The following is a 12,100-nucleotide window of genomic DNA, read 5'->3' as shown; positions in this document are numbered from 1 at the left end:
GTCTGGGGGGAGTGCATGGGCTGGCGACTCACCTTTTTCTCGACGTTGTTGCTAGCTGTATGTACGGGATGCCCCCATGCATGGGGGCGGCGAGGCACCATCGAGCAGGCTGCGGCGCAGGACATCGACGAGATGCTGCACGAGGAGGACTGCCCGCTTGATGTGAAGACCTGGAAGAAGCTCTGTTCGATGCCCGGGAACTGGGAGTCGAGCCAGTGCCCGAGGGAATGCCGGATCATCTATCCATGAAATGGCGTATGCCGCTCGCCATCCTTCTCGGCCTTTTGCTGGCGGCCCCGCTGGCCGGGCTGGTGTACGCGTCGTTCAGCGGGGGGCTGTGGCGGGCTCCAGCGCCGGCGATGATTCCGATGCTCTCTCCCGGAGAACGTCAGGGGCTGATGACCTATGGACGCCACTGTCAGCGGAGCAATGAGTGTGAGCCTCCGCTGGGCTGTCTCTTCAATACGCGATTCATGGCGAGCTACTGCACCGATAGTAGGTGCGTGACGGACCAGGACTGCTCGGAAGGCTTCGCCTGTCGCGTCATGCCCGCGCGGGATGGCGTTTCCCGAGTTCGCATCTGCGCGCTCGTAGGGGTCCGAAACGAGGGCGAGCCTTGCCTGGCCTCATCCGACTCTCGAGAGTCCGCATGTGGGCCAGGACTTATCTGTCAGGGACGCTGTGGTCGCCCATGCCGGTTGGACGAGCCCATGAGTTGCCCTGAGGGCTTCTTCTGCAATGACGGCCTCGACGGTCCTTCCTGCTTGCCCTCGTGTGAGGGCAGGGCTTGTCCGGAGGGTCAGCAGTGCATTCGCGTCGACGAACGTGTGTCGGTATGCGCGGTGATTCATGGCCAGAACTGCCAGCAGAAGTCCTGTCCTGAGGGACTGCAATGTCTGGTGGATGAGCCGCCGAATCATCCGGGCGAGGCCTGGATGGAGTGCGTCGCGTTCTGTGGCCAGAGCAAGGGTTCTTGTCCAGAAGGGCTCGTTTGTCACCAGACCCTGTGCCGGACTCCCTGCGTCCCGAACGTGCCTGGCACGTGTGCACCCCACCAGAAGTGCCACCGCGACTCGGAGGCTCAACCCTGGAGGTGCGAGCCAGACCTCTGAGCTTTGGGTGGTGTACTGCGACGGAGATTCCCCGCTAGGAACCCGTGGCGGGCGCGTGGCTGCCTGCGGGGCTGATGTCGAGCGCTATGACCAGCAGCAGCACCACGCACGGCATGGCCATGGAGGGGGCGCCGAAGTGCAGGAAGAGGAGCGAGCCGACCGCGCTGCCGAACAGGAAGGCGAGGGCGAGGCCCAGGTGCAGTCGGGTGCGCTCGAACTGCTCGGCGGAAGGCAGGTCCAGCACCTTGCGCCAGAGGCCGAGCAGGCCGCGCTCGCGGGCGCCGTCTCGCACCCAGACGACCATGCGCACCAGCTGGATGCCGATGTCCGTGAGCACGCCGGTGAGGTGGGTGGTGCGCACCACGGCGCCAGAGACGCGGGTGACGAGCGCGTTCTGCAGGCCCATGGCGAAGGACAGGCCCCACATGAGCGTGGGCTCGTCAGCGTCGGGGTGCTCGTGCGCCCACAGCCCCACCGCGCCGAGCGTCACCGTCTCCACGAAGAGCGCCGGGGTATGGCGTCCTCTGTGCCGGTGGCGCGAGGCATCCAGCAGCGCCGCGGCGGTGATGGCACCCAGGACGAAGGCGAGCACCAGCCTGCCAGCCATGAGGACTCCGTCCCACTGACCTCGGGCGGCGGCCTCGCCCACCGCGGCGACGTGCCCCGTCATGTGGGTGGTGTGCTGACCGAAGGCGAAGAAGCTGGTGGCGTTGACCGCTCCGGCTGCCCCCGCCAGCAGCAGGGCCAGCGTGGAGTAGGCGAAGCGGCCACGACGGGACGTCGCTGCGCTGAAAGGCATGGCTCGCAAGGGCCTCCCCGGCGGAGGCCTTCGCGAAGGGTGTACCACTTCCCCAGCTTCCGTGCTGGCTCCCCACGGCAACGCGAAGGTCCGGGTTCCTCGCTGGGGTTCCAGGCGGGCGCGAGTGGCCTATCCCGGTGGCCACTCCATGGGGCGTCCGCCCAGCACGTGCAGGTGGATGTGGAACACCGTCTGTCCGGCGTCGCGGTGGGTGTTCATCACCAGCCGGTAGCCGCTGTCGGCGATGCCGCGCTGGCGGGCCGTCTTCGCGGCGGTGAGGTACAGGTGACCCACCACCTCGCGATGGTCCACGGAGAGGTCGTTCACCGTGGGGATGTGCTCGGTGGGGATGACGAGCAGGTGCGTGGGGGCCTGGGGATTGATGTCCTCGAGGACGAAGCACAGCTCATCGCGGTGGACGACCCTTGCGGGGACGTGGCCGTCGCGAATCTTACAGAAGATGCAATCGGACATAGACGTCCCGGCTTAGCAGTGCCGGGAGTGGGGGGAAATAGCCCCGGAAGGTGGCTCTCCGCGCCGGCTTTGGTGAGCGCCAGCCACACTCGGAGTGCGCCTCCCACACCCAGCGTCAGGAAGAGGAGGGTCCGGGCAAGGAGACGGTCGGTGGGGGCGCGGGGGGTGGGTTGGGAGGCGAACGTGGAGGGAACACCACGCAAAAAGTCCGGCGGGTGATATTCCACCCTTGCCGATGAACTCTATCCGGGTATCTCAGCTCCTCGAAGACCGCGAGTATGACCTCCAGCTCACCCTGGTGGCGGGCGAGCGAGGGTTAAACCGCCGCATCAACTCCTCGCGTATCCAGAAGCCGGGACTGGCGCTCACGGGCTTCACCGAGCACCTCCATCCGCACCGGGTCCAGGTGTTCGGCAACACGGAGGTTTCCTACCTGCTCACGCTCCCGCTGGAACGGCAGCGTGAGGTGCTGGACTCGCTCTTCCAGGAGGAGCTGGCCTGCGTGGTGGTGACCAAGGGTCTGGCGCCGCCCCCCGCGCTGGTGGAGGCGTGCGAGAAGGCGGGGCTGGCCCTGATGCGCTCCCCGTTGCTCTCCAGCACCTTCATCCAGCAGGTGCAGGCCTTCATGGAGGATGCCCTGACCGAGTCCAGCAGCCTGCACGGCGTGCTCATGGACGTGTTCGGCGTGGGCGTCCTGCTGCTGGGCAAGAGCGGCATCGGCAAGAGCGAGATCGCCCTGGACATGGTGATGCGCGGCCACCGGTTGGTGGCGGACGACATCGTGGATGTGACGCGGCGGCGGCCCGGCGTGGTGTATGGCACGGGCAACCCCGTCATCCGCCACCACATGGAGATTCGCGGCCTGGGCATCATCAACATCAAGGATCTGTTCGGCGTGGCCTCGGTGCGCGAGCGCAAGAAGATCGAAATGGTCATCGAGCTGCACGAGTGGGATCCGCAGCAGGAGTATGATCGGCTGGGTGTGGAGGACCGGTTCATGAACATCGTGGGCGTGGACATCCCGCTCTCGGTGGTGCCGGTGCGCCCGGGGCGTAACATGACCACGATTATCGAGGTGGCCGCGCGCAACCAGCTTCTCAAGCAGCAGGGCCACCACTCGGCGAGGGAGTTCGCCGAGCGGCTCAACCGTGCCATCGCCGAGGGGGCGATGCGCCGTTCCATGGGTGAGGAAGTCGAGTGAGCAACGCCCCGGCCAAGCACATTGTTGTCATCACGGGCATGTCCGGCTCGGGCAAGTCCACCGCCATCCGCGCCTTGGAGGATGTCGGCTTCTTCTGCATCGACAACCTGCCGGTGTTGCTGCTGCCCAAGCTGACGGAGTTGGCGGGAGGCGGGCAGTTCTCGCACCTGGCGCTGGTGGTGGACGCGCGCGAGGGCATCTTCCTGAAGGAGGCGCCGCGGGTGCTGGACGAGGTGCGCCGAGCGGGGCACCAGGTGGAGGTGCTCTTCCTGGACGCGAGCGATGAGAGCCTCATCCGCCGCTTCAGCGAGACGCGCCGCCGCCACCCCCTGGCGCCCACGGGCAGCGTGGCCGAGGGGCTTCGTGCCGAGCGCGAGGCGCTCAAGGACCTGCGGGAGATGGCTGATCAGGTCATCGACTCGTCGGTGCTCAACGTGCATGACCTGAAGCGCATGGTGCAGGCGCGCTTCAGCCCGGAGCCGGCGAGCGGGCCGTCACTGTCCGTCATGTCCTTCGGCTTCCGGCACGGGGTGCCTCCGCAAGCGGACCTGGTCTTCGACGTGCGCTTCCTGCCCAACCCGTACTTCGTCCCGGAGCTCAAGGGGCTGACGGGGAAGGACCCGAAGGTGGCGGCGTACGTGCTGGACCGCGAGGAGACGCAGCAGTTCGTGGAGAAGGTGGTGGACCTGTGCCGCTTCCTCTTCCCTCGCTACCAGAAGGAGGGGAAGGCGTACCTGACGGTGGCGCTGGGGTGCACGGGTGGCAAGCACCGCTCGGTGGCCATCGCAGAGGAGCTGCGCAAGCGTCTCATCAGCGACCACCCGCGCGTGCAGCTCTGGGACCGCGACGTCGAGAAGGAGTAGGCCGACGCGAGGGCCCGTGAGGCGGTCTGCCCTTCGGACCGGAGGATGAGCCCTCGACGGGTGCAATGAAATGGGATCGTATCCGGGGCGCACGCGTGTTCCTTGGCCCCGAAATGCAATCCCTCCTCGCGCCTCCCCTGCTCGCCTCCCTGCTCCTCGTGGGACTCACCGCCCGGGCCCAGGCCCCCGCCGAGCGCGGCGAGCGACGGATGGAGGCCATCCGAGTGGAGCAGGGCCCCCGGGTGGATGGTGTGCTCGACGACGACGTCTGGCGGCGCATCCCCTTCACCAGCGACTTCATGCAGAAGGAGCCGGATCAGGGCAAGCCCGCCTCGCTGCGCACCGAGGTGGCGATTGTCTATGACGCGGAGGCCCTCTACGTGGGCGCGCGCATGGCCAGTGACAAGCCCGAGGACATCGAGACAGTGATGACCCGGCGCGACGAGAGCGGCTCTGCCGAGCGCTTCATCCTCTCACTGGATACGTACCGGGACCGGCGCACCGCCTATTCCTTCGCCGTCACCGCGGCGGGGGTGCGCGTGGACTGGTACCACCCGCAGGACGACGAGTACACCCGCGACTCCTCCTACAGCCCCGTCTGGCAGGCTCGCACCACGCAGACCGCCGAGGGCTGGGTGGCCGAGTTCCGCATCCCCTTCTCGCAGCTGCGCTTCAGCAAAGCCGCCGAGCAGGTGTGGGGCGTCAACTTCAACCGCTACATCCCCCGCCGCAACGAGGACGACTTCTGGGTGGTAGTGCCGCGCGATGTCACCGGCTGGTCCTCCCACTTTGGCGAGCTCACCGGCATCCGGGGCGTGGCTCCCTCGCGCCGTGTTGAGCTGGTGCCCTACGTGTCCGGGGACCTTCAGGCGAACTCGGGCGCCAACCCCCGCGCGGGCACGCCCTTCGAGAGCCGGCGTCCGTACTCGGGCCGCGCGGGCCTGGACGCCAAGGTGGGCCTGGGGCCCAACCTCACCCTGGACGCCACGGTGAATCCGGACTTCGGGCAGCTCGACGCGGACCCGGCCCAGGTGAACCTCACCGCCTTCGAGACCTTCCTCGAGGAGCGCCGTCCCTTCTTCTCCGAGGGCAGCCAGCTCTTCAGCAACGACGAGTACGGGCCCGTCTGGTTCTACTCGCGCCGCATCGGGGGGCCGCCGCGCCTCTCCGCGGAGGCGGACTTCGTCGAGTCCCCCCGGGCCAGCACCATCTGGGGCGCGGCGAAGCTGACGGGGCGCCTGTCCTCGGGGTTGTCGCTGGGGGCGCTGGGCGCCTTCACGGGTGACGCGTTCGCGGACACCTACGACTTCGCCACCGGGACGCAGGACCGAGTGAAGCTGGATTCGCGCACCGGCTTCGGCGTGCTGCGCGCGCAGCAGGAACTGGGCGATGGGGGCTCGGTGGTGGGCGCCACCCTCACCACGATGCAGCGGGGCATCGGCGAGGCTCGGCTCCTCACGCGAGAGCTGGCGCGCGAGGCGTACTCGGGGGGCGCGGACTTCCGGCTGCGCCTGCTCGGCGGCGAGTACTTCCTCTCCGGTTTCGCGGGCGGCAGCCTGGTGCGGGGAGACCCCGCCGCCATCCTCCGCCTCCAGGAGTCCAGCGCCCGCTACTTCCAGCGGCCGGACCAGCGGTACGTGCGCGTGAGTCCGGAGGCCACCGCGCTGTCCGGCTACACGCTGGGCGCGAAGATGGAGCGGGTGAGTGGTGAGCACTGGCTGTGGAGCATCAGCGCCGGCGCTGTCTCCCCCGGCTTCGAGCTCAACGACATGGGCCGGCTCAACACCGCGGACGACATCGACGTCGACGTGGGGCTGACCTACCGGGAGACGGACCCGGGCCGCTTCCTGCGCAACTGGGAGCTGACCCTGTCCGCCTTCACCAACTGGAACTATGGGCTCACGCGCCAGTCCAGCAGCCTGTCGCTGAATGGCTCCGTCACCTTCCCCAACTTCTGGGCGGGCGAATTCCGAGCGACCTACATGCCGCGCGCCCTCTCGGACTCGCTCACCCGGGGCGGGCCGCTGATGCAGTCAGCGCAGGGCCTGGATACGGAGTTCACCCTCACCAACAGCTACTCCGACACCACGCGCTGGACTGTGGGCGGAGGGGCGTGGACGTACGAGAGTGGCAGCCGTGGTGGCTTCGTGACGGCCTCTCTCACCCTGCAGCCGCACCGGCGCCTGCGCCTGGGCATCGAACCCAACGCCTCGCTCTACACCGATGGCATGCAGTACGTGGACACGCTGGAGGGCGGCCGCGCGGAGACGTACGGCCACCGCTACATCTTCGGCTCCGTGCAGCGTCGCGAGGTGGCCTTGCGGCTGCGCGCCAACCTCTTCCTCACCCCGGACCTGAGCCTCGAGGCCTACGCCGAGCCCTTCGCCTCCAGTGGCACCTTCGGAAGCTTCGGCGAGCTGGAGCGGGCGGGAGGCCGTTCCCTGCGCCGGTATGGCTCCTTCACGCGCCTGGCCGACGGGGGGCTGGAGGTGGCGGATGGTGACTCCTCCTTCCAGCTGTACGACCCGGACTTCAACATCCGCTCCTTCCGCAGCAACGTGGTGCTGCGCTGGGAGTGGCGGCCGGGCAGCACGCTCTTCCTCGTGTGGCAGCAGGACCGCTACATGGGCCTGGCCCGGGGCAACCCGCTCGCGCCGCGCTCCCTGGGCGATGCGCTGAGCTCTCCCGGTGGACACACCTTCGCCCTCAAGCTGAACTGGTGGTTCCCCGCAGGCTGAACACCTCCGCTTTTCAGGGCTTGAGTGAGGACTGTGCGCCTGCGTGCTCACATCCTCATCCCCTCTGCTCCTTCCCTGAAGAGTGGCAAGATGTCCTCGACCGCCGGGTCGACGCTTCCTCGTCTGGCAGCCGACAGCCCATTGTCCGTTCGTAGGTGAAATTTCGAGCGGAGAGCCCGGACCTGCCTTACCTTCCTTCAGGAAGGGAAGGTGGGCGAGGGTAGGGAGCGAGCTTGGGTGCCAGCGGAAACTTTCGGCGGGGGTTGCGCATCGCACCATTCAGGCGTAGTCAGGCAGCCCTGGGGGGCTGGTGAGAGGTGAGATCATGGTCGGCCTCGTAGTGGCATCGCACGGACGTCTGGCGGACGAGCTGGTGGCGACCGCCGAGCAGATCGTAGGCAAGCTGCCCGCGGTGGCGACCTGCAACATCGAGCCTGGGACCTCGGTGGAGGATCTCCGGGCGAAGATGCGGCAGGCGGTGACCGGCGTGGATCAGGGCGAGGGGGTCATCGTCATGGCCGACCTCTTCGGTGGAACTCCGTGTAAGGAGTCGCTGATGATGTGTTCGGAGCGCTGCGAGTCGGGCAAGTTGGAGGTGCTCGCAGGCGTGAACCTTCCCATGCTCTTGAAGGCGAACTCCCTGCGTTCCGAGGAGATGCCGCTTTCGGAGATGGCCAGCCAGTTGGCGTCCTATGGTCAGCGCAACATCACCTGTGCTTCAGCCCTGTTGCGCGAGGCCCAGCAGCGTCAGCAGGCCGTGCCGCGAACTTGACGGCCCCCCGAGGGTGGGCGATTCGAGACTGCCGTGATCACTCTGGTCCGCGTCGACAACCGCCTCATTCATGGACAGGTCGTCGAGGCCTGGCTGCCGCATCTGAAGGTCTCGCGCGTCGTCGTCGCTGACGATGAAGCCGCCTCGAGCCCGCTGGTGCGTGCCGCCATGGCCCTGGCGGTGCAGAGCGCCATTGAGGTGCAGATCCTCCCTCTGGCGCAGGTGGACTTCGCGGCCATCTCCAAGGACCCCGTGAAGACGCTGGTGCTGCTGCGGGACGTGGCGGCGGTGCCCTTCGCCCAGGCGCACGGGCTGAAGGTGGATCAGCTCAACCTGGGCAACGTGCACTTCGGGACGGGCCGGCGGCAGGTGTCGCCGTCCGTCTTCCTGGCCGAGTCGGAGCTGCAGGCGTTGCAGCGGCTGGCGGCCGAGGGCGGGCGGGTAGAGGCGCGAGCGGTCCCGTCGGAGAAGCCGGTGGAGCTGACGGAGCTGCAAGAGCGCTGGGGAAAGGCGGGGTGAGCCCGTGAGCGTGGGCTGGACCCAGGTGGCTCTTGCTGGCGTCTGGGGTGGCCTCGTCGCGGTGGAGCGCAAGGCCTTCCTCCAGGCCATGTTCTCCCGGCCGCTGGTGGCCGCCACGGCCATGGGGATGCTGCTCAACGACGTGCCCTCGGGGCTCTTCGTGGGCATGTTGCTGGAGCTCTTCCACCTGGGGACGGCCAACCTCGGCGCCTCGCTGCCGGATAACGATACGCTGTCGGCCACCGGCACCTCGGCGGCGGCGGCCACCATGGCGGCAGCCACTGGCGCGGGCTCCACACCGGCCCTCTGGTCACTGGCCGTGCTCCTCTTCGTGGGACTGGGCCGGGTGGGGCAGTTGGTGGACCGGGCGCTGGAGCGCTACTCGGCGCGGCTGGCTCGCAAGGCCATGAGCTCGGCCGAGTCAGGTCAGCTCACCCGAGCGATGCGGCAGAACCTGTGGGGCATGTGGCCGCACTTCGTCCTCTTCGGGACGATTACGTCCGCGTGCGCGCTGGCGGGCTTCTTCATCGGGCCGCTGTTGGAGCAGCTGCCGCTGCCGATGCTGCGGGGACTGGCCTGGGCCTACCCGGCCATGGCCTCGGTGGCAGCCTCCATCGCCGCGCGGGGCAGCCATGCCCGGCGCGCCCCCTTCTTCGCGGGCCTGGGGGCCGTGGCCGTCAGCCTGGCCGTGGTGCTGTTCACGTTGAAGGAGCGGCTGTGAGCCTCGCCACCCCGCCCCTCACCCGCGGAGTGCTGCTGCGCGTCTTCCTGCGCTCGCTCTTCCTGCAGGCCTCGTGGAATCCGCAGGGCATGCAGAACCTGGGGCTGGCCTACGCCATCTACCCGGCGCTGGAGAAGCTCTACCCAGAGAAGCAGGCGCTGGAGGAGGCGGTACGCCGGCACCTCGTCTTCTTCAACACCCACCCCTACGTAGCGGCGGCCATTGTGGGCGGCGTGCTCTACCACGAGCAGCGCGTGGCCCGGGGCGAGGAGCCGCCGGACAGGGTGGTGGCCTTCAAGGCTGCTCTCATGGGCCCCCTGGCGGCGCTGGGCGACGGCTTCTTCTGGCTGTCGCTCAAGCCGGCCACGGGCGCGGTGTGCGCGGCGCTGGTGCCCGTACTGGCCGCGTGGGCGGCGGTGCTCTTTCTTGTCCTCTACAACCTCGTCCACCTGACGCTCCGGGCCCGGCTGTACTTGCTGGGCCTGTCGTTGGGCGACAGGCTGGTGGAGGCAGTGGCGCGAGCCAACCTCCCCACTCGGGGAGCGAAGTTGCGGTCGGTGGCGGCGGCGTGTGCGGGCGGACTGGCGGCCTGGTTGGCCGCCACCTTCGGGTCCAACGCGGGGGGTCGGTATGCGCCCCTGTTGTCCCTGGGCTGTTTGGCCCTGGGGGTGGTGTCCTACCTCTTGGTCGCCCGTCGGGTTCCTAACTACGTGGTGCTCTATCTCGCCGCGGGACTGGCCTGTGCGGCGGGGGCCTTCTTGTAGAAGAAGAGGGGAGAACAGGGACTGGCAATGTCGAGCATGGCCGAAGGGACATTCGAGATCATCAACGCGCTCGGGCTGCATGCCCGGGCAGCGGCACAGCTGGTCCAGGTGGCCAATCGCTACAAGAGCGAGGTGTCGCTCATGTGCGAGGGCCAGAAGGCCAACGCCAAATCCATCATGGGTGTGCTGATGCTGGCGGCGGCGCAGGGCATGCAGGTGACGGTGACGTGCAAGGGCGAGGACGCCGAGGCGTGCCTCCAGGACATCCAGAAGCTCATCGCCAATAGGTTTGGCGAGTCGAAGTGAAGCCAAGCGCGCGGCGAGAGGCCGCGGAAGAAGAAGGAACCGTGAGCAGCCAGGCCACCCCCACGTTGAACCTCAAGGGCATCGGCGCCTCCCCCGGCGTGGCGGTGGGTCACGCCTACATCCTGGACCGCAAGCGGGTGCGGACTCCCAAGCTGCGGCTGGCGGAGGCCGAGGTCGATCCCGAGCGCATGCGGATGAAGACGGCGTTGGACCTGTCCGACCGCCAGCTCTCCGACCTGAAGGATCAGATTTCGAAGACGGAGGGCCCCGAGCACGCCCTCATCCTCGAGGCGCACCGGTTGATGCTCCACGACCCGATGTTCGTGGACGAGGTGAACCGGCTCATCGTGGAGGACCGCATCAACGCGGAGTGGGCGGTGCGGCGGGTGGCGCGCAAGCTCAAGCACCTCTTCGACAACATTCCGGACGAGTACTTCCGCGAGCGGCGCTCGGACGTGGAGTACGTGGCGGACCGGGTGGTGCGCAACCTGATGGGGCAGGTGGTGGACGAGGAGGTGGTGCTGCCGGACCACGCGGTGGTGGTGTCGCACGACCTGTCGCCGGCGGACGCGGCGCTGATGGCGCGCAGCGGGCGGGTGGCGGGCTTCGTCACGGACCTGGGAGGCCAGACGAGCCACACCGCCATTGTCGCACGCGCTCGCTCCACGCCGGCGGTGGTGGGGGCGGGGCGCGCCAGCGAGCAGATTTCTCCGGGAGACCTGGTGGCCCTGGACGGGACGCGGGGTCTTATCCTGGTGAACCCGACGGAGGACCAGCTGGCGCTCTTCCACGAGACGATGCGCCGGCACCAGGAGTTCGAGGCGAAGGCGCTGGAAGCCAAGGACCTGCCCGCGCAGAGCACGGACGGCTTCCGCATCCGCCTGGTGGGAAACATCGAGTTCCCGGAGGAGATTCAGTCGCTGCTGTCGCACGGAGCGGAGGGCATTGGCCTGTACCGCACCGAGTTCATGTTCCTGGACCGCAAGAGCCCGCCGGGTGAGGAGGAGCAGTACCGGGCGTACCGGCAGGTGCTGGAGGCCATGGGCAACCGGCCCGTGACCATCCGCACGCTGGACCTGGGCGGGGACAAGGTGCCGGGGAAGGGCAAGCACGAGAAGGAGCCCAACCCAGCGATGGGGCTGCGGGCCATCCGCTACTGCCTGGCCAACCGGGAGCTGTTCCGGGTGCAGCTGCGAGCGCTGCTGCGGGCGAGCGTGCACGGCAACATGCGGATGATGTTCCCGCTCATCTGCGGCATGAGCGAGCTGCGCGAGGCCCGGAGCGAGCTGGAGGCATGCCGCACGGAGCTGGGGCGCGCGGGCGTTCCGCTCGGCAAGCGCTTCCAAGTGGGCATCATGGTGGAGACGCCGAGCGCAGCCCTCATTGCCGACCGACTGGCACAGGAGGCCGACTTCTTCTCGGTGGGGACGAACGACCTCATCCAATACTCGCTGGCGATCGACCGGCAGAACCGGGACGTGGCGTACCTGTACAAGCCCCTCCACTTGTCGGTGCTGCGCTCGTTGAAGAACATCGTGACGGCGGCGAAGGAGGCGGGGATTCCCGTCGCCATGTGCGGAGAGATGGCGGGAGATCCCGTCTACGCGCTGGTGTTGTTGGCGTTGGGCTTCGACGAGCTGTCGATGACGGCGGGGCAGATTCCGACGGTGAAGAGCATCATCCGGCAATCGAGCCGGGAGGATGCGCAGCGGATGCTCGATGCGGCGATGGACCTGACGACGGCGGAGGAGATCGAGCGCTACATCCGCACGGAGATGGACCGGCGCCTCTCGGACCTGGCGTGAGCATCCACCCCTCTCCCTCTGGGAGA

The 12,100-nt window shown here is 68.1% G+C and carries 12 protein-coding genes; 10 read left to right on the top strand and 2 right to left on the bottom strand.

What is annotated here, in order from left to right:
* Positions 1–15 precede the first annotated feature (15 nt).
* On the top strand, positions 16–249 hold the full coding sequence (locus F0U60_RS46705; RefSeq protein ID WP_395810283.1) for a hypothetical protein: 234 nt from the start codon (positions 16–18) through the stop codon (positions 247–249).
* A gap of 897 nt (positions 250–1,146) precedes the next feature.
* On the opposite strand, the gene F0U60_RS46700 is transcribed toward F0U60_RS46705, so the two are convergent.
* Together F0U60_RS46700 and F0U60_RS46695 are read right to left on the bottom strand one after the other, a co-directional pair.
* The gene (locus F0U60_RS46700) at positions 1,147–1,911 is read right to left on the bottom strand and encodes a YoaK family protein (RefSeq protein WP_395810281.1); all 765 of its coding nucleotides are present in this window, start codon (positions 1,909–1,911) and stop codon (positions 1,147–1,149) included.
* A gap of 129 nt (positions 1,912–2,040) precedes the next feature.
* Complete coding sequence (locus F0U60_RS46695) at positions 2,041–2,385, bottom strand: histidine triad nucleotide-binding protein (protein ID WP_395810279.1); 345 nt, start codon at positions 2,383–2,385, stop codon at positions 2,041–2,043.
* Between the two features lie 235 nt (positions 2,386–2,620).
* Here F0U60_RS46695 and hprK point away from each other — a divergent pair, with 235 nt between their 5' ends.
* The 9 genes from hprK to ptsP all read left to right on the top strand — a co-directional run bounded on the left by hprK (position 2,621) and on the right by ptsP (position 12,074).
* Positions 2,621–3,586, top strand: a complete 966-nt coding sequence (hprK, locus tag F0U60_RS46690; RefSeq protein WP_203411901.1) for an HPr(Ser) kinase/phosphatase — start codon at positions 2,621–2,623, stop codon at positions 3,584–3,586.
* Positions 3,583–4,449 carry an RNase adapter RapZ gene (gene rapZ, locus F0U60_RS46685; RefSeq protein WP_395810277.1) on the top strand — a complete coding sequence of 289 codons (867 nt, stop codon included), beginning with the start codon at positions 3,583–3,585 and terminating at the stop codon, positions 4,447–4,449. The genes hprK and rapZ overlap by 4 nt, the downstream gene beginning before the upstream one ends.
* 65 nt (positions 4,450–4,514) lie before the next feature.
* Positions 4,515–7,187, top strand: a complete 2,673-nt coding sequence (locus F0U60_RS46680) for a DUF5916 domain-containing protein (RefSeq protein ID WP_395810275.1) — start codon at positions 4,515–4,517, stop codon at positions 7,185–7,187.
* Between the two features lie 325 nt (positions 7,188–7,512).
* Positions 7,513–7,959, top strand: a complete 447-nt coding sequence (locus tag F0U60_RS46675) for a PTS sugar transporter subunit IIA (protein WP_395810273.1) — start codon at positions 7,513–7,515, stop codon at positions 7,957–7,959.
* A 33-nt stretch (positions 7,960–7,992) separates the two neighbouring features.
* A complete protein-coding gene (locus tag F0U60_RS46670; RefSeq protein ID WP_395810271.1) occupies positions 7,993–8,478 on the top strand; it encodes a PTS system mannose/fructose/N-acetylgalactosamine-transporter subunit IIB in 486 nt (161 codons plus the stop codon).
* Between the two features lie 4 nt (positions 8,479–8,482).
* A complete protein-coding gene (locus F0U60_RS46665) occupies positions 8,483–9,199 on the top strand; it encodes a PTS sugar transporter subunit IIC (protein ID WP_395810269.1) in 717 nt (238 codons plus the stop codon).
* Positions 9,196–9,963, top strand: a complete 768-nt coding sequence (locus F0U60_RS46660) for a PTS system mannose/fructose/sorbose family transporter subunit IID (protein WP_395810267.1) — start codon at positions 9,196–9,198, stop codon at positions 9,961–9,963. The genes F0U60_RS46665 and F0U60_RS46660 overlap by 4 nt, the downstream gene beginning before the upstream one ends.
* A gap of 27 nt (positions 9,964–9,990) precedes the next feature.
* The gene (locus F0U60_RS46655; protein WP_395810265.1) at positions 9,991–10,269 is read left to right on the top strand and encodes an HPr family phosphocarrier protein; all 279 of its coding nucleotides are present in this window, start codon (positions 9,991–9,993) and stop codon (positions 10,267–10,269) included.
* Between the two features lie 41 nt (positions 10,270–10,310).
* Positions 10,311–12,074, top strand: a complete 1,764-nt coding sequence (ptsP, locus tag F0U60_RS46650) for a phosphoenolpyruvate--protein phosphotransferase (protein ID WP_395810263.1) — start codon at positions 10,311–10,313, stop codon at positions 12,072–12,074.
* Positions 12,075–12,100: the final 26 nt, after the last annotated feature.

The organism is Archangium minus (genome assembly GCF_044360475.1).
Taxonomy (GTDB): Bacteria; Myxococcota; Myxococcia; order Myxococcales; family Myxococcaceae; genus Archangium; species Archangium minus.
This window is presented reverse-complemented; position numbering and strand designations above follow the sequence as displayed.

Coding starts and splice junctions, on each gene's coding strand:
- F0U60_RS46705 (WP_395810283.1), top strand. CDS start 16: ATGGGCTGGCGACTCACCTTTTTCTCGACGTTGTTGCTAGCTGTATGT.
- F0U60_RS46700 (WP_395810281.1), bottom strand. CDS start 1,911: ATGCCTTTCAGCGCAGCGACGTCCCGTCGTGGCCGCTTCGCCTACTCC.
- F0U60_RS46695 (WP_395810279.1), bottom strand. CDS start 2,385: ATGTCCGATTGCATCTTCTGTAAGATTCGCGACGGCCACGTCCCCGCA.
- hprK (WP_203411901.1), top strand. CDS start 2,621: ATGAACTCTATCCGGGTATCTCAGCTCCTCGAAGACCGCGAGTATGAC.
- F0U60_RS46680 (WP_395810275.1), top strand. CDS start 4,515: ATGAAATGGGATCGTATCCGGGGCGCACGCGTGTTCCTTGGCCCCGAA.
- F0U60_RS46675 (WP_395810273.1), top strand. CDS start 7,513: ATGGTCGGCCTCGTAGTGGCATCGCACGGACGTCTGGCGGACGAGCTG.
- F0U60_RS46655 (WP_395810265.1), top strand. CDS start 9,991: ATGTCGAGCATGGCCGAAGGGACATTCGAGATCATCAACGCGCTCGGG.